Consider the following 17260-nt stretch of genomic DNA (forward strand, 5'->3'; position numbering starts at 1 on the left):
TCTTAGGCCTCCATCAGCCGCTAGAAAACAGCCTGCCCTTGAAAAAATACCAGTTAATATGATTTAATCATATCAACTTAAGGAGTGGCTATGGGCAAGAACACGTCTGTCATCCTCGGCAGTCACTATGAAAAATTTGTCGGCACACAGGTCGGAAGCGGCAAATATGGCTCGACCAGCGAGGTGATAAGGGCCGGGCTGCGGCTCCTGGAAGAGCGCGAAACCGCAGTCAGTACATTGCAGGCAGCACTTGCTGAAGGCGAAAACAGCGGGCTCAGCGCGCGCAGTCCCGATGAGATCATCAGCGCCGTGATCCAGAAGCGGCGCGAGAATGACGCGCTATAGGCTCACCAAGGCTGCCGATCAGGATTTCGAGAGGATTTTCGAATTCGGTATTGATCGGTTCGGGCTTGCGCAGGCGCTCGAGTATCAGAACGGCATGAAACAACGTTTTGAGCAACTGGCCGCGCAGCCGACCCTTTATCAGTCCGTTGACCACATTCGCCAAGGCTACCGTCGCAGCGTCTATCAGGCGCATTCGATCTACTACAGGATCGATCGGGACTTCGTCCTGATCGTCCGCATTCTCGGCCGCGAAAACCCGTCCACATCACTGCCGGATCAGGATGGCGGCTAAACCGGGCTGAGACGCATGCGTCGCCTCATACCGAAGCCCTTCCCGCATTGAGGTCCATACATCTCGCTAAAGCTCATCCGGCCATTTTTGGGCGGCGTGGATCACGGTCAGTATATCAACGTGGTTTTCCGCGACACGGTAAACGATGATGTAGGGACTATCGGCCAGAACCAGCTCACGCGTGGTCCTGATCCTGCCGGCGCGGCCCATCGCGGGATGCGCGGCCAGGGCGTCCACCGCGGTCACGATGCGGGATATGACCCGGGCGGCCGCTTCGGGATTGTCCTGGGCAATATAGGCACCGATGTGATCAAGCCGGCCAAGAGCGCGGCGCGTCCACCTGATTGTCCGCCGGGTCATGCCCGGGGAGCAGGCTGCACATATTTGGCAATTACGCGGTCAACTTCATGGGCGCTGGCAAACTTGCCGCTCTCGGCTTCGGCAAGCCCTGCCTCGATTTCGGCAAGCTGCCATTCTTCACGGGCGACAAAATCCTCGATTGCTTTTGCGGCCATCCAGGAGCGGGACCGATCCTGTTTTTCGGCGAGCTGCTCCAGCCGCCTGGCGGTCTCGTCTGGCACGCGGACGGTAAAGGCGGACATGGTCAAGGCACTCCCTGGTTCAATGTGATTTTAGCTGAACCACATTGAACCAGCAAGGTTCATATTGTTCCGGGGCGATTTGCGGGCGGATCTGAAACGGTGTGGTGCAACCGAAGCCCGTCGCAAGTCACTCCTCTCAAAACGGCCAGACCCAGGCAATCATCGGCACGCCCACCACGATGACGATCACCTCGAGCATCAGGCCCATGCGCCAGTAGTCGCCGAACTTGTAGTTGCCCGGGCCCATGATGATGGTGTTGTTCTTGTGGCCGATGGGGGTGAGGAAGGCGCAGGAGGCGGCCACTGCCACGCCCATCAGGAACGGGTCGGGGCTGGCGCCGATGGAATGGGCGACGGAGACGCCGATAGGTGCTGCGATCAGCGCGGTGGCGACATTGTTGAGAAAATCCGACAGGGTCATGGTGATGATCATCAACACCGCCAGCACGCCCCAGGCCGGCAGATTGGCGGTCTGGGTGACGATCAGATTGGCAATCAGCTGGCTGCCGCCGGTTTCCTCCAGGGCTGCCGCGACAGGAATCAGGCACGCCAGCAGCACGATCACCTTCCACTGGATCAGCGCGTAAAAGTCGCGCCCGCCGATGATACCCAGGCCCAGATAGGCAACGACGCAGAGCCCGAGCGCGATGGCGAGCGAGGTGATGCCCAGCACCGACAGAGCGATTGCCGCGGCGAAGATGGAGATGGCAGAGAGCGCCTTGGTCCGCTGCAGCACCTCGAGCCGGCGGTTTTCGAGCGGCAGCACGCCGAGCCACTGGCTGGCGGCGGCGATGTTCTTGTCGGGTCCGATCAACAGCAGCAGGTCGCCGGCCTTGATCGGCAGATGGCCCACCCGCTCGCGAAACCTGCGGCCCTGCCGCGAGATCCCCAGCAACGTGACGCCGTGGCGCTGGATCAGCCGCAGCCCCAGCATGGTGCGGCCGACCACGCTGGCCTCCTCGGGCACGATGGCCTCGACCAGGCTCAGTGACTTGCCCATCAGCCCGCCATGTTCCTCGGTGCCGATGGTGTTGAGTTCGGCCGCGCCCATGAAGGCCTCGATCTGTTTCGGATCGCCCTCCAGCACCAGGAAATCGCCTTCACGGATCTCGCGCGCCTGGGAAAAGCCGGGCAGCCGCTTGCCCTGCCGGGCAAGGCCCAGAATGGAGACATCGTTCTCGTCGGCCAGCGGGTAGAGTTCGCCCACCGACAGGCCGATGGATTTGGAGCCTTCCTTGACATGCGCTTCGGCGACATAGAGTCCGGCGTCGCCTTCCAGCGACATCGCGTCGGCGCGGGCCGGGATCAGCCGCCAGCCGATGAAGGCGACATAGGCGATGCCGGTGATGGCCACGGCAAGCCCGACGGGGGCGAAATCGAACATCGAAAACGGTTGGCCCAGCACATCCTGGCGGTATTGCGCAATCACGATATTGGGCGGTGTGCCGATCAATGTGATCATGCCGCCCAGAATGGTGCCGAAGGACAAGGGCATCAGCGTCAGCGACACCGCCCGCTTGGCCTTGCGCGCCGCGTCCATGTCGAGCGACATCAACAGCGCAAGCGCTGCGACATTGTTGATGATCGCCGACAGGACGGCGCCGGCCACCGCCATGATGCCGATATGCACCGGAAGCGCGCGGTCGGGGCTGGTGACGAAACGGGCGATGAATTCGACCGCGCCGGAATTCATCAGCCCGCGCGAGACGATCAGCACCAGCGCGATGATGACAACGGCGGGGTGGCCAAAGCCGTGAAAGGCCTCATCTGGCTCGATCAGGCCGGCCATCACCGTGACCAGCAGCGCCACGAAGGCAACCAGATCATAGCGGATGCGGCCCCAGACCAGCATGCCGAACAGGACGATCAGAATGGCAAAAAGCATGATCAGGTCAGTCGACATCGATCCGGTCCCCATTGCGGCATGCCCGTGCAGGCCTGCGACTTGGGTTGCATGGCCGCCAGCAGGGGTCAACCTGTTTTGCAGCCGGCGCGGCCGGGACCGGTCGGGATCCGTGCCACGGTCCCGGCCGGTCTTGTTTCTAGTGGGCCAGATAGGCGTTGGTGGTCCAGGACGACACGTCCGGCATCGTCTCGAGCACATCGCCATTGGCGTCACGCAGGATCCCGGCGGAAAACAGGAAGCCGGTGATGCCGGTGACCAGCGCCGGATCGATCAGCCCGACGGCTTCGCCTTCATCCTTGAGGAAGCCGCCATCGACCAGGGCCTGCATCGAGGCGTGGACCAGCTCGGGATTGGACAGCATGCCGCCGGTTTCGGCGATCAGCATGTCGGCGGCGGCCTGCGGGTTTTCCGCGGCGAAGCCATAGCCGCGCTGCGCCGCCTTGACGAAAGCACCGGCGGTTGCCGTGTTAGCCGCAAGCCAGGTGGCGTTGCCGCCCAGAAAGGTGGTGTGCTGGTCCGGCACGCCGTAATCGGCATAGCTGAAGGCGCGTTGTGGCCGGCCAAGCAGCACGGAATTCACACCCTCCCAGGTGCTGACTTCCAGCGTGAAATCCACCGAGCCATTGGCGAGCGCTTCATAGGCCGAGGTGCCGAGCGTTACCGTGTCGAATGTGCCCTCGCCGCCATCATGCTTGATGATCGAGGAGATCAGCGCGTTTTCCCAGGCGCTGCCGAAGCCTGCATAGATCTTTCCATCAAGATCGGCGGGACGCTGGATGTCGTCGCGCTCGCCATTGAACACCAGCCGTCCGGTCTCGTGCTGCACCACCGCCATCACCGCGGTCATGTCAGCACCCATGGCGCGCTGGCTGTGGAAGCCGACGGCGCTCAGGATTCCGAACTGGGCGACACCGGTCGACACCAGCGTGCCCGACGAGGTGTCCGTATAGGGCAGGATTTCGACATCGAGACCGGCCTCGGTGAACCAGCCTTTGGCCTGGGCGACATAGAGCCCGACATGGTTGGTGTTGGGCGTCCAGTCGAGCGCAACGGTGAGCTTTTCCGCGGCCTGCGCCGGCAGGGCAATGAGCAGGGCGAGGGCTGTGAGAACATGTTTCATGGTCAGTCTCCGGTTTGGGTGAGAAGGGTGTCGAGCAGTTGGGCTTCGAGCTGGACGGCTTCGGCCGAAGGCGCGTGGCCGAGGCGGGGACGGGGGCCGGGCACGGTGAATTCGGCGATGATCCGGGCGGGCCGACGCGAGAACACATAGATCCGGTCCGACAGCGCCACTGCCTCGCGCACATCATGGGTGACCAGCAATGTGGTCCACTGCGCCTGGCTCCAGCGGCGCTCGAACCAGCCCTGCATCTCCGCCCGGGTCAGCGCATCGAGCGCGCCGAAGGGTTCGTCGAGCAATTGCACGGCGCGGTTCTGCACGATGGTGCGCAACAATGCCGCGCGCTGGCGCATGCCGCCCGAAAGTTGCGCCGGATAATGCTGCTCGAAACCGTCAAGCCCGAAGGCCGCAAACAGCGGCAGCACCCTGGCGCACGCCTCAGTCCGATCCATGCCCTGGACTTCCAGCCCGAGAATGACATTGTCGATGATCCGCCGCCACGGCATCAGCGCGTCGCGCTGCGGCATGAAGGCGAAGGCTTCGGGCTTTGAGGACAACGGCGCGCCATTGACGCTGATGCTGCCGCGATCCGCAGACAAAGCACCGGTGAGCAGCCGGAACAGGCTGGACTTGCCGCATCCGGACGGCCCGAGGATCGAGACGAACTCGCCTTTGGCCACATGCAGCGAGATGTCGTCGAGCACCGCGGTGGCGCCCAGGGTCAGCGAGACTGAATCGAGCTCCAGCGCAATGGCATTGCCGGGCGCGCTCATGGCGCAGCTCCCGCATGGCGCCAGCCCAGCACGATGCGTTGCAATAGCGCCGTGGCGCCGAACAGCACCAGCGTCAGCAACGAACTGATCACCACGGCGGCCAGCATCAGGTCCGGGCGAAAACTGTTCTTGGCGTTGAGAATGACGATGCCGAGACCGGCGCGGGCGCCGACATATTCGGCAAATATCGCCGCCACCACCGCATAGGTGATCGAGATCCGCAGGCCCGCGAAGAAATAGGGCATCGCCGAGGGAAAGCGGGCGCGGCGGAAAATGCTCCACCGCGAGGCGCCCATCGAGCCGAGCAGCGCCTCGATGTCGGGCTCGGTGGAGTCGTAGCCATCAACCAGCGCCACCAGCATCGGGAAGAAGGTGACCAGCGCCACCAGCAGGATCTTCGGCGTCAGCCCGAAACCGAACCACAGCACCACCAGCGGCGCGATCGCCACCAGCGGCAGGGTCTGGCTGATGACGAACACCGGAAACAGCGCCCGTCTGAGCTTCGGGGTGAAATCGATCAGCAACGACAGCGCGATGGCCACCGAGACCGAGAATGCGAAGCCGATCAGCGTTGCCTGCAGCGTCGGTAGCGTGTTGGCCCAGAGCATGTCGCGATTGGCGACGATCTGGCCCGCCACCCGCGAGGGCGCGGGCAACACCAGCGGCGAGATGCCCGAGACCCGGACATAGATCTCCCACAGGCAAAGCGCGGAAAGCACGCTTAGAATGGCCGGCAGACCCTGGACAAGCCTTGCCGCCGGAGCACCGGACGGAAACTGAGCCATGGGATCAGCTGATCGAAGGGCTGTTGGCGGAAACCGTCAGATCAATGGTGACATGGCCCGCAGGTGGACCGAAGCGGCAGAAGGCCTCCTGCAGCGTGGCAAACACCGGGCCGGAATCGCCGGTCAGCCTTGTGCAAAAATTCTTCGACCGGTCGAAACAGCCGCTTGATTTGAGAAAGTCGATGCAGCCCATGATCTCGGCCATGTGGTCGCCGGCACCCATGACGTAGAGCGAGAACTGCGCCCGGGCGGTCTCGCCGGTCTCGGGCGCTTCAGCCAAGGCGGCCAGTGCCCCGGCCTGGCGGCTTGCAAGCGGCTCGGAGGGATTGGCCAGCGCTCCGGTCTGGCAGATCGGATCATCGGGTTCGCCGGGGCATCCGCGCGACAGCGTGGCGCGAAGCACGACATGATGCCGGGAAGCGGCGGCGGCGACATAGAGATCGCGCAGGGCCGGAAACAGCACTTCCGGCGGGCCGACAATCAGCGTCGAGATATCATCGGTCTCGATCCTGAGCCGCTCGCGATACGGATCGAGCGCCGAGAGCGACGACAGGATCACGTCGACGAACCCGTCGGTCATGGGGTAAAGGGAGATTTGCGCGCCTGCGAACATCTTGGTTCCTCCTTGCTACGCTGGCATTATCCAGATCAGCTTCGAGGGTACGTGGGCTTGGCGCCCACATCTCAGCCGCGGCTCTACGCGGCACCCCTGTGGTGAGGCGCATTCAACAGGATTTGCATGCAAATGCAAGGGTTTTGCCGCCCTCCCTGCAGATTTTTTTGGCGGTCTTGGAACCACTGACAGGAAAGGTCAGCGGTCCCGTCCGACGGGATCATGACAGAGCGCGAGCGCGGACATCCAGTTGCAACTCGGATGGATCAGGGCAACGCTGCCTTGCGATCTGCCGGAACCACGGGCATGTCGTGGCCTCCCGCAGGGCCCTTGCCAACGGACCCTTCCCGCGCCATTCCGTCGAGATGCTCTCCCCAGACGGTGTCATTGTTGCGCCCGGAAATCTTGGACCGGTACAGAGCGATGTCCGCCGCCTTTGAGCATGCGGCCAGCGACGTTCCGGCTTCGGGAGCGACTGCAATTCCGGCCGAAAAGGACAAGGCGTCCTCCAGCTCGGCAATGGTCCGGGTGGCATATTCATGCCGCCACTGTGCGCATCGCGCCAGCGCCTGGTCGCGGCTCGTGTCCGGCAACACGATGAGGAATTCCTCACCGCCATGGCGGAACGCCATTTCCGAGTCGTTCAAGCTGTCGCTGAGGATCGTGGCAAAGGACGCCAGGACCTTGTCGCCGACATCGTGCCCGTAGCGGTCATTGACCTGCTTGAAATAGTCCAGATCCACGATGATCAACGACACCGGTTCCTGTCCGCTCGCACCCGACAGCACCGGCGGGATGACGGTGCTGGCGTGGCGGCGATTGAAAAGCCCGGTCAGATGGTCGTGAAATGCCTGCTGTTCCAGCTTTTGCTGCAGACGCAGGTTTTCTTCAAGACGAAGCTTCAGCGCCTGCCCGGCATCGGAGAGTTCTTTCTGCGCGGCTTCGCGGGCGGTGACGTCGCGCAACACGATCATGACACTGCCTTGCCGGCCCCATGGTTCCAGCGGCTGGATGGACACCTCGAAAATCTTCCCCATGGCGGTGAAATGAACGAGGGGCTTTCTGCTCTCCCTCTGTGCGTTTGCTGCGAGGAATTGCATCAGCGGATTGGATGACGGGAGTTTTGTCCCCACGGTTTCAGCGCTGAATCCTGTCAGTTTCTCTGCCGCCGGATTGACCTCGAGAACCAGGCCGCTTGGCTCCAGCACCACGATCGGATCCGGCAGGATCTGGAAGATGATGTCTCGCGCAATCGGCGGTGCGATGAACAGCTTTCCGCGATGATGCGCAAACAGGACGGCCATCACGGTCGCGCTGAAGGCAAATGGCGTAGGGTCATCGTTGAAGAGCCGGAATTCGAACAGGACGAAAGCCGCATTGCATGCCCAGGGCACACATGTTGCGACCAGGAGCGCAATCATCTGGCGCCTGTGCAGACGAGACGCCCGTTTCAGCTGCGAAATCGACAGCAGGCAGGCCATCAGCATGCACAGATACATTCCACCCAACAACGCATAAAACAGCCATCCATAGGCGAAGCTCGGCCGCTCTGTGTTGATGATGCCGGTGTAGATCCAGTGGTGATAGCCATCCGTCAGCGCAGCGAAACCTGCAAGCGCGCTGAGGACGAGCATGAGGGCGATTGGCAGGGGTCTGGTAACCCGGCTGAAGCCTGCATGATCAAGAAAGCCTGCCGACCAGAACAGCGGCGTGGCGATGATGCCGAACCAGGCGAGTCGATTGAAGAGGATCTTGTCCGACAGTTCCGCACTGTTGAGCCGCAGCACGACCATGGCGATCCACCAGACCGACGCCACCGCCGCCAGCGCGAAGGCTATGCGCCCCGGCGCTACCGGCGACCGGATGATTCGTCCGACAACAAGGATCGCGAGCAGTGCGATCACCAGCAGGGTCGGGGTCGAATAATTCATCGTCGGTCCTCAAGGCGTTCCGGCAGAGCGGGTTCCGCCGCGCAGCCAGGGATTTCTGATCCAGCCATACGCGAGTATTCCTAACGAAGCTTTGTCATCCGCCACCTAATCTTGCCGCCCTGAACCCGGGCCGGCAAGCCGCGACGCCGCCGCGCTGCGGCCTGCAGGATGGTTTGTGACGGCACCGGCCAGACAAGGATCGCGCGGCGCCGGAAAGGATTTCCCGGCACCGCGTCTGGTTTTCATCACCTCATGGGGCTGAAGCCTGTCTCAGTGCGACCGCGCGTTTCCAAGGAAGGACACCTTCATCTTGCCCGAATAGGCGTTCATCTTGGCGCCGAACAGGGCGTGGTGCTTCTTGGCCAGGTAGGAATATTCGCTTCCGCGGCAGTCGAGCATCTTGATCTGTCTGTAGCCCGAGCGGCGCAGGTTCTCGGCACCGCTGCGGCAATCCTTGCGGCTCACCTTGACCACTTCATTCTTGCGGCCGTTGCGGTGATCGCGGGTGGTGTCCTGCTTGGTGAGGCGGTGGTCGCGGGTCTGGACCGGCGCCGGCGCCCGGTGATCGCGGATCTTGCGTTCGACGGTGGCACGATGATCGCGGGCATTGATCGATGAATCGGCGGCCCGAACCGGGGTCTGGGCGAGGACGGCTGCCAGGCTGGCGGCGGCGAGGGTGAGAATGGATTTCGTCAACATGATGTGGCTCCCTGTGATGTGTGCTTCAATGACCCCACCATGACCCGCAGAGCTTGAACCGTTTCTGAAGCCAGCATTCATGGTCGGTTCATCTTGCCTGTCCGGCTTAGAGGCCGAAGCAGTCCGCACCGTTGCGGGAGCCCGCAAACAGTGTCAGAACTGAGCTCTCACCCGAGCCTGACCTGCTGCCATGCCGGACCCGAATTCATGAAATACATCCTCCCGGTTCTGATCCTGCTGATCTCGTCGGCCTCCGGCGTAAGCGCAAGAACCATCTGCACCCTCATCGCCGATGCCAAATCCGGAGAGCTGTTGCTGAGCCAGGGGGATTGCAGCACCCGGGTCACCCCCGCCTCGACCTTCAAGATCCCGCTCGCGCTGATGGGATTTGAGTCGGGCTATCTCACCGGCGCACATGCACCGGTTCTGCCTTATAAGGCAGGCTATCCTGACTGGGGCGGGAGAAACTGGACCCAGCCCACCGATCCGCAGCGCTGGATGAAATTTTCTGTCGTCTGGTACTCCCAGCAGCTCACGGCTGCCTTGGGCATGGCGGAATTTCAACGATACACGCAGGCTTTCGGCTACGGAAATGCCGATGTCTCCGGCGATCCGGGCAAGAACAACGCGCTTGAACGCGCCTGGATCAGCTCTTCGCTCAAAATTGCACCGATCGAGCAGATCGCGTTCCTGCGTGGGCTGGTCAATGGCGATCTGCCTGTCAAACCCGCCGCCCGTGATCTGACCTTGGCACTGGTCGAGGCCACACCTGCGGCCGGCGGATGGACGATTTTCGGCAAGACCGGAGCTGCCTGTCCGCGCCAGGCGGACGGATCCTTCGACAGGGCGCGCGGCTGGGGCTGGTTTGTCGGCTGGGCCGAAAAAGGCGACCGGACTGTGGTGTTTGCGCGGCTCAACCAGGATGAAAAACGCGAAAAGGGCTCCGCCGGGATCAGAAACAAACAGGCGTTCCTGAAAGCGTGGCCCGAGCTGATCTCGTCCGGTCCGTGATCGCCGGCCATGCAATCCGGGCCGGTCAATTCCGTCCTGCCTTGACCGCATGGCCCTCGCCCCCATATTTCAAACCATGAAACGTCGCTCCTTTCTCAAATTTTCCGCGCTTGCCGCCCTTTTCGGCCTTGGCGCATCGGGGACCTCCATGGCTCTTTCCCGCAATGCCAACCGCTATCATTCCGGTCCGGTCAGCGATCATTTCGACGGGACGCGGTTCTTCAATCCCGACGGCGCCTCGCCCAAGGGATTTTCCGATCTGCTGAAATGGAAATTCGGCGGCACCCAGGTGAAATGGCCGGCGACCGTCACCAGCCCCTTTGCCCCGGCACGGCCCGACCCCCGGGTCGAGGGCGATGCGCTGAAGATCACCATGGTCGGTCACGCCACCATGCTGATCCAGACGGCCGGGCTCAATATTCTCACCGACCCGGTCTGGTCCGACCGCGCCAGTCCGCTCTCCTTTGCCGGGCCGAAGCGGGTCACCGCTCCCGGCATTGCATTCGAGGATCTGCCCGAGATCGACCTGGTGCTGCTCAGCCACAATCATTACGACCATCTCGATCTTGTCACACTGGCGCGGCTCAGACAGGCGCACAATCCGCTGGTGGTCACGCCCTTGGGCAATGACGCCATCATCCATGCGCACACGCCGAGCATGCGGGTGATCACCGCCGACTGGGGCCAGTCGGTCGAATCCGGTCCGGCCACCATCCATTTCGAGCCCTGCCATCACTGGTCGGCGCGCGGCATGAACGACCGTTCGATGGCGCTCTGGGCGGCCTTTGTGATCGAGACCGCCGGTGGCAAGATCCTGCATATCGGCGACACCGGCTTCGACAAGGGCCGGCCCTACAAGAACGCCCGCGAAAAGCACGGCAAGTTCCGCGCCGCGATCCTGCCGGTTGGCGCCTATGAGCCACGCTGGTTCATGAAGGATCAGCACCAGAATCCCGACGAGGCGATTGACGGCTTTCTGATGTCGGGCGCCGAATTTGCGCTGGGCCATCACTGGGGCACCTTCCAGCTCACCGACGAGGGCCGCGACGCGCCGGCGGAGGTGCTTGATGCCAAGCTGGCCGAAAAAGGCGTGGCCAAAGACCGGTTCCGGCCGCTGCATGCCGGCGAAAGCTGGGAAGCGCCCGCCACGAGCGTTTAGGCGCTGAGCCTGGTGGCCCCGCACTGGTAATTGCGGTGCATTTTTGCCATATAGGCCGTCAACAGCAACGGATGCGCAGCATGGAACCGATGGTCCCTTTCGCCAAGATGAACGGACTGGGCAACGACATTGTCGTCATCGACATGCGCGGCCGCAGCGATGCCGTGACTGCGGAAGCCGCGATTGCGCTGGCGTCCGGCGAACGCACCGGCTTTGACCAGATCATGGCGATCCATGACACCGAGATTCACGGCGTCGATTACCGCATCGACATTCTCAACCGCGACGGCACCCGCGCCCAGGCCTGCGGCAACGGCACAAGATGCGTGGTGCAGGCGCTGGCATCGGAAACCGGACGCAAGAGTTTCACCTTCAAGACGCTGGCCGGCATTCTCAATGCCGAAGAGCACGAGGACGGGCTGATCTCGGTCGACATGGGCGTGCCGGAATTCCGCTGGGACAGGATCCCGCTGGCCGAAGAGTTTTTCGACACCACCCGCATCGAATTGCAGATCGGCCCGATTGACGCGCCGCTGCTGCATTCGCCCTCGGTGATGTCGATGGGCAATCCGCATGCGATCTTCTGGGTCAAGGACGATGTCTGGGCGCATGATCTCGAGCGCTTCGGACCATTGCTGGAAAACCACCCGATCTTTCCCGAACGCGCCAATATCTCGATTGCCCGGGTGATCGATGCGTCGACCATGGATTTGAGAACCTGGGAGCGCGGCGTCGGCCTGACCCGCGCCTGCGGCTCGGCCGCCTGTGCGGCCGCCGTCTCGGCCTCGCGCACCGACCGCACCGGCCGCGTCGTCACCGTCAACCTGCCCGGCGGGCCGCTGAAGATCGACTGGCGCGCCAACAATCACGTGGTCATGACCGGCCCGGCCGAATGGGAATTTTCAGGCCGGGTCAATCCCGCAACCGGCGGCTGGCTGGCTGAAGAGGCGGTAGCGTGAGCGGTGTCCGCGTCCTGACATTCGGATGCCGGCTCAACACCTTCGAATCCGAGACCATGCGCACCGCGGCTGAGACCGCCGGGCTCAACAATGCGATTCTGGTCAACACCTGCGCGGTGACCGCCGACGCGGTGCGCCAGGCCGGGCAATCGATCCGCCGGGCGCGGCGCGAAAACCCCGATGCCCGCATCGTCGTGTCGGGCTGCGCCGCCCAGACCGAGCCGGAGACCTTTGCGGCGATGGCCGAGGTCGACGCGGTGATCGGCAATGACGACAAGGGCCGGGTTTCGACCTATCGCAAATTGCCGGATTTCGGCGTCGCCGAGAGCGAAAAGATCCGCGTCAACGACATCATGTCGGTGCGCGAGACCGCGCCGCAGATGATCGAGGCGGTGTCCGGCCATGCCCGCGCCTTCGTGCAGGTGCAGAACGGCTGCGATCATCGCTGCACCTTCTGCGTGATTCCCTTTGGCCGCGGCAATTCCCGCTCGGTGCCGATGGGCGCGGTGGTCGAGCAGATCGCCAAGCTGGTCGACAATGGCTATGACGAAGCCGTCATTACCGGGGTCGACGCCACCAGCTATGGCGCCGACCTGCCCGGACAGCCAAAGCTCGGCACGCTGGCCGCCACCATTCTCAGGCAGGTGCCGGAGCTGAAACGGCTAAGGCTGTCGTCGATTGATTCGATCGAGGTCGACGACACGCTGATGGATCTGATCGCCAGCGAACCGCGCTTCATGCCTCATCTGCACCTGTCGCTGCAGCATGGCGACGACATGATCCTCAAGCGGATGAAACGGCGGCACGGCCGCGACGATGCGATCAAGTTCTGCCGCACCGTGCGTGATCTCAGGCCGGGATTTGCCTTCGGCGCCGATCTGATTGCCGGGTTTCCGACCGAGACGGAAGAGATGTTTGCCCGCTCGCTCGACATCATCGACGAATGCGGCATTGCCTTTCTGCATGTCTTTCCCTATTCGCCGCGGGAGGGAACCCCGGCGGCACGGATGCCGCAGCTTGACCGCGGCCTGATCAAGCAACGCGCCGCGCGGCTGCGGGCCCATGGCGACAAGGCCTATGACGCGCATCTTGCGGACATGGCCGGAAAGGGCGGCACGCATTCGGTGCTGGTCGAGTTTTCAGGCACGGCGCGGACGGAAAATTTCACCCCGGTGGTTGCGTCAAACGCGCCAAGGGGCCAGATGGCGGTGATACGGGTGACCGGACGGGATGGCGATCACCTGACCGGCGAACTGGTTGGCACGGCAGCGGACGACGGGACCCCTCTCCCGACCCGCGCCACGGGCTGACCCCAGCAAGGACGGCAGACAGGCATGGCGCTCAACTTCATCAAGAAAGTTTTCTCCTTCGGGCGGAACAAGGAAGTCGTGCCGGATCCCGCGACCGAACCGGCACCGGAGGCAGCAACACAGAGCCTGCCCGAGACGGCGCCTGCCCCAGAGGCACCCGCAGATGCGCCAGAACAGTCCTTCCCCCAGGACGGCGCCATGCAGTTCACCCCGGAGACAGCCCCCGCGGACGAGCTGTCGCCGCCTGCACCTGCCGACGAGGACCATGCCGGCGAACCGCCAATCCCGGATCAGCCGGCCGAAACCGCGGCCGAAGCCCCGGACGAGGGGCTGCCCCCCGAGGAGATCACCGCCGATCCGGCGATTGCGCCTGCACCCGACGGCGAGATCCCGCCCGCGCCCGAAACTGCGCCCGAGCTTGCAGTGACGCCTGCACAGCCGGTCCATGCCGAGCCCGTGGCCGAAGGCCCCGAGGACGGGCTGGCGCCGGAGGAACTAACCGCCGATCCCGCCATTGCGCCGGTCCCCGATGAGACTCCTGCTCCTGCGGTCGCACCGGTTCCGGAAGAAGGGCCCGAACCCGCAGCACAGTCCGAGCCCGAGCCCGAGCCCGAGCCGGCAGCACAATCCGAGCCGGAACCAGAGCCCGCAACCCAGCCCGAACCGGAGCCGGCACCGGCGCCGCTGCCGCGCAATGTGGTGGTTCGCGACACCGTTTCTGCGCGCGAGCCGGTTGTGGCGCCCGAGCCCGTGCAGGAAGAGAAATCCAACTGGTGGCAGCGTCTGCGCAAGGGACTGTCGCGCACCTCGGGCCAGCTCACCGGCCAGATCAGCGGCATCTTCACCAAGCGCAAGCTGGACGAGGACACGCTGGAAGAACTGGAGGATATCCTGCTGCAGGCCGATCTCGGCGTCGAGACCGCGATGCGGATCACCGATGCGCTGTCGGCCAGCCGCTATGGCAAGGACATTTCACCGGCGGAAGTGCAGAAGGTGATGGCCGACGAGATCACCCGCGTGCTCCAACCGGTGGCCAGGCCGCTGGAGCTCGATCTCAGCCACAAGCCGCATGTGATCCTGGTGGTCGGTGTCAACGGCACCGGCAAGACCACCACCATCGGCAAGCTCTCTGCAAAGCTCAGCGCCGGCGGGCTGAAGGTGATGCTGGCAGCCGGCGACACGTTCCGCGCCGCGGCGATCGAGCAGCTCAAGATCTGGGGCGACCGCACCGGCTCGAAAGTGGTTTCGACCAAGCTCGGCGCCGATGCGGCGGGGCTGGCCTATGAGGCCTTCGAGACCGCGCGCACCGACGGCGCCGATGTGCTGATCATCGACACCGCCGGGCGGCTGCAAAACCGCACCGAGCTGATGGACGAGCTGGCCAAGGTGGTGCGCGTGATCGGCAAGCTGGATCCGGAAGCGCCGCACACGGTGCTGCTGACGCTGGATGCCACCACCGGCCAGAATGCGCTGGGCCAGGTCGAGATCTTCAAGAATGTCGCCGGCGTCAACGGACTGGTGATGACCAAGCTCGACGGCACGGCGCGCGGCGGCATCCTCGTCGCCATTGCCGCAAAACATAAATTGCCTGTCTATTTCGTCGGTGTCGGCGAGGGTGTAGACGATCTCGAACCCTTTGAGGCGGCCGATTTCGCATCCGCCATTGCCGGACAACCGGCCGGAGACATGACATGAGCGCCCCCATCGAACACGGCAACAACAAGCCACCCGAAGCCGGGGCTGCCGAGACCGAAATCCATGTGTTCGAGCGCGATCCGGGCGATCCGCAGCGCAAGCATGTCAATCCGCTGCTCAAGCTGGTGCTGGAGCTGGGGCCGCTGATGGTGTTCTTCTTCGCCAATGCCCGGGGCGCCTGGATCTCCGAGCGGGTGCCGTTCCTGGCCGATATCGGCGGTCCGATCTTTGTCGGCACCGCCTGTTTCATGATCGCCACCGCGATTGCGCTGACGGCCTCCTGGATGCTGACCCGGACGCTGCCGATCATGCCGCTGCTGTCGGGCGTCATCGTGCTGATCTTCGGCGCGCTGACGCTGTGGCTGCAGGACGAGACCTTCATCAAGGTCAAGCCGACCATCATCAACACCATGTTCGGCGTGATCCTGCTGGGCGGCCTTCTGTTCAAGAAATCCTTCCTTGGCTATGTCTTCGATTCGGCCTTCAAGCTCGATGCCGAAGGCTGGCGCATCCTGACTTTCCGCTGGGGCCTGTTCTTCCTGCTGATGGCGCTGATCAACGAGGTGATCTGGCGCAATTTCTCCACCGACTTCTGGATCACCTTCAAGGTCTGGGGCAACATGCCGCTGTCAATCGTCTTCACGCTGATGCAACTGCCGCTGATGCAGCGCCATGCACTGCCCGAAGAGGTGGAACAGAAGCAGGCCTGAGACGCCGATGCGGCCGGAAGGCCGTTGCCGGCCTGAAGCCGGAACCCGGGCGAAACCAACGGAGGACTGAGCCAGATGAATGAAATAGCAAAGCGCACAGCTCTTCAAAGCCATGCTGCCTATCTGGCGGGAGACCATGATTTCCAGTCTGACATAGACATCATGACCGGCAGCGAGGTGATCGGCACGGTGTTGGAAACCATCATGCTGGCCACCAATATGCGCTTTGCCGCCGTCGCCCGGGTGACGGCCGACCGCTGGGTCGCATGCCGTACCGTTGACGAGGTCAATTTCGGCCTTGTCTCCGGCGACGAGATCGAAATCCGGTCAACCTTCTGCCAGTCGGTCCGCACCACCGGACAGCGGGTGCTGTTCAATGATGTTGCCACCGACGATGTGTATCAGAACCACCCCATCGCGATGAACTTCGGCATTGTCAGCTATGCCTCGATCCCGATCTACCGCAGCGATGGCAGCTTCTTTGGTACTTTATGCGCCATCGACACCGAGGTGCGCGATGTCAAGCATCCGCGTGTTGTCGCCATGCTGGAAATGTTTGCCAGCGTGATCAGCCAGACGCTGGAGAACGAGGAACAGTTGGCCGCTCAGGAACTGCTGCTCAGAAAAGAGCGTGAACTGGCGCAGATTCAGGAAGAATTTGTCGCAGTTCTGGGTCACGATCTGCGCAATCCGGTCGCTGCATTCGGTGCAGGGCTTCGCCAGCTTGAAAGACACCCCGAACCTGGAAAAATCACAGCGGTTCTGCCGCTGATGCGCTCCTCGATGCGCCGCATGAACGAACTGATCGACAACATCATGATGCATGCCAAATCCCGTCTGGGCGGCGGCATCCGCATCGCGGCAACCCCGGACGCGCCGCTTGCACAAGCCATCAACGACGTGGTGGAGGAAATCCGCATGGCAGCGCCGCAGCACCGGATCGACCTCGATTTGCGCTTCGACGGACCCGTACATTGCGATGCCTCGCGCATTGCCCAGGCGGTTTCGAACCTGTTGTCGAACGCCACCAATCACGCAACTCCCGGTTCGGCAATCGCCGTCACGGGCACGGATGCCGGCGGTGAAGTGTCAATCACGGTCTCCAACCGCGGCGAGCCGATCCCCGACAACCTCATCGGCGATCTTTTTCGCCCCTTCCGGCGCGGGCAGAAGGCAACAAGCGAAGGGCTGGGACTGGGGCTGTTCATCGCCGCATCCATCGCCCGGGCCCACAATGGCAGCCTTGATGTCGAGTGCCAGGACGGCATCACCGCCTTCGCGCTGAAGCTGCCCCGTCCTGCCGGCAACCCGGTGCTCGAAAGCGAAACACCGGGTGACCGGCAGCACGACTGA

Annotated in this window: 18 protein-coding genes and 1 riboswitch; of the genes, 9 read left to right on the top strand and 9 right to left on the bottom strand. The window is 63.2% G+C overall.

The genetic code is table 11. The annotated features are described in order from the left end of the window. Positions 1-90 precede the first annotated feature (90 nt). The gene (locus OEG82_RS01330; protein WP_267610661.1) at positions 91-345 is read left to right on the top strand and encodes a type II toxin-antitoxin system ParD family antitoxin; all 255 of its coding nucleotides are present in this window, start codon (positions 91-93) and stop codon (positions 343-345) included. Continuing rightward, entirely contained in the window at positions 332-637 is a 306-nt protein-coding gene (locus OEG82_RS01335; protein ID WP_267610662.1) for a type II toxin-antitoxin system RelE/ParE family toxin, read from the top strand. The genes OEG82_RS01330 and OEG82_RS01335 overlap by 14 nt, the downstream gene beginning before the upstream one ends. Positions 638-703: 66 nt before the next feature. On the opposite strand, the gene OEG82_RS01340 is transcribed toward OEG82_RS01335, so the two are convergent. From OEG82_RS01340 to OEG82_RS01380, 9 genes are all read right to left on the bottom strand, one after another. Then, a complete protein-coding gene (locus OEG82_RS01340; protein WP_267610663.1) occupies positions 704-997 on the bottom strand; it encodes a type II toxin-antitoxin system RelE/ParE family toxin in 294 nt (97 codons plus the stop codon). Beyond that, entirely contained in the window at positions 994-1239 is a 246-nt protein-coding gene (locus OEG82_RS01345) for a CopG family ribbon-helix-helix protein (protein ID WP_267610665.1), read from the bottom strand. The genes OEG82_RS01340 and OEG82_RS01345 overlap by 4 nt, the downstream gene beginning before the upstream one ends. 136 nt (positions 1240-1375) lie before the next feature. Beyond that, positions 1376-3142 carry an SLC13 family permease gene (locus OEG82_RS01350; RefSeq protein WP_267610666.1) on the bottom strand — a complete coding sequence of 589 codons (1767 nt, stop codon included), beginning with the start codon at positions 3140-3142 and terminating at the stop codon, positions 1376-1378. A gap of 139 nt (positions 3143-3281) precedes the next feature. Next, positions 3282-4265, bottom strand: coding sequence for an ABC transporter substrate-binding protein (locus OEG82_RS01355; RefSeq protein WP_267610668.1), 984 nt, complete (start codon positions 4263-4265; stop codon positions 3282-3284). Between the two features lie 2 nt (positions 4266-4267). Beyond that, on the bottom strand, positions 4268-5035 hold the full coding sequence (locus tag OEG82_RS01360) for an ABC transporter ATP-binding protein (RefSeq protein WP_267610669.1): 768 nt from the start codon (positions 5033-5035) through the stop codon (positions 4268-4270). Next, positions 5032-5820 (bottom strand): ABC transporter permease, encoded by a 789-nt coding sequence (locus tag OEG82_RS01365; RefSeq protein ID WP_267610670.1) that lies wholly within the window; start codon positions 5818-5820, stop codon positions 5032-5034. The genes OEG82_RS01360 and OEG82_RS01365 overlap by 4 nt, the downstream gene beginning before the upstream one ends. Before the next feature lie 4 nt (positions 5821-5824). Next, a complete protein-coding gene (locus tag OEG82_RS01370; RefSeq protein ID WP_267610671.1) occupies positions 5825-6433 on the bottom strand; it encodes a YkoF family thiamine/hydroxymethylpyrimidine-binding protein in 609 nt (202 codons plus the stop codon). After that, a riboswitch (TPP riboswitch) is annotated at positions 6428-6541 on the bottom strand. It overlaps the preceding gene by 6 nt. 158 nt (positions 6542-6699) lie before the next feature. Continuing rightward, positions 6700-8364, bottom strand: a complete 1665-nt coding sequence (locus tag OEG82_RS01375) for a diguanylate cyclase (protein ID WP_267610672.1) — start codon at positions 8362-8364, stop codon at positions 6700-6702. Positions 8365-8634: 270 nt separating this feature from the next. Then, positions 8635-9063 (bottom strand): hypothetical protein, encoded by a 429-nt coding sequence (locus OEG82_RS01380; RefSeq protein WP_267610673.1) that lies wholly within the window; start codon positions 9061-9063, stop codon positions 8635-8637. A gap of 207 nt (positions 9064-9270) precedes the next feature. Between OEG82_RS01380 and blaOXA the strand changes: the two genes are divergently transcribed. The 7 genes from blaOXA (at position 9271) to OEG82_RS01415 (ending at position 17260) form a co-directional block, all read left to right on the top strand. After that, a complete protein-coding gene (blaOXA, locus tag OEG82_RS01385; protein ID WP_267610674.1) occupies positions 9271-10074 on the top strand; it encodes a class D beta-lactamase in 804 nt (267 codons plus the stop codon). A 76-nt stretch (positions 10075-10150) separates the two neighbouring features. Beyond that, positions 10151-11233, top strand: a complete 1083-nt coding sequence (locus OEG82_RS01390) for an MBL fold metallo-hydrolase (RefSeq protein WP_267610675.1) — start codon at positions 10151-10153, stop codon at positions 11231-11233. A gap of 80 nt (positions 11234-11313) precedes the next feature. Continuing rightward, positions 11314-12192, top strand: a complete 879-nt coding sequence (gene dapF / locus OEG82_RS01395; protein WP_267610676.1) for a diaminopimelate epimerase — start codon at positions 11314-11316, stop codon at positions 12190-12192. Next, positions 12189-13502: a tRNA (N(6)-L-threonylcarbamoyladenosine(37)-C(2))-methylthiotransferase MtaB gene (gene mtaB, locus OEG82_RS01400; RefSeq protein WP_267610677.1), complete on the top strand. Its 1314-nt coding sequence runs from the start codon at positions 12189-12191 to the stop codon at positions 13500-13502. The genes dapF and mtaB overlap by 4 nt, the downstream gene beginning before the upstream one ends. A 24-nt stretch (positions 13503-13526) precedes the next feature. Continuing rightward, positions 13527-15197, top strand: coding sequence for a signal recognition particle-docking protein FtsY (gene ftsY, locus OEG82_RS01405; RefSeq protein ID WP_267610679.1), 1671 nt, complete (start codon positions 13527-13529; stop codon positions 15195-15197). After that, entirely contained in the window at positions 15194-15907 is a 714-nt protein-coding gene (locus OEG82_RS01410; RefSeq protein ID WP_267610680.1) for a septation protein A, read from the top strand. The genes ftsY and OEG82_RS01410 overlap by 4 nt, the downstream gene beginning before the upstream one ends. Positions 15908-15982: 75 nt before the next feature. After that, a complete protein-coding gene (locus OEG82_RS01415; RefSeq protein WP_267610681.1) occupies positions 15983-17260 on the top strand; it encodes a GAF domain-containing sensor histidine kinase in 1278 nt (425 codons plus the stop codon).

Source organism: Hoeflea ulvae (assembly GCF_026619435.1).
Classification (GTDB): Bacteria; Pseudomonadota; Alphaproteobacteria; order Rhizobiales; family Rhizobiaceae; genus Hoeflea; species Hoeflea ulvae.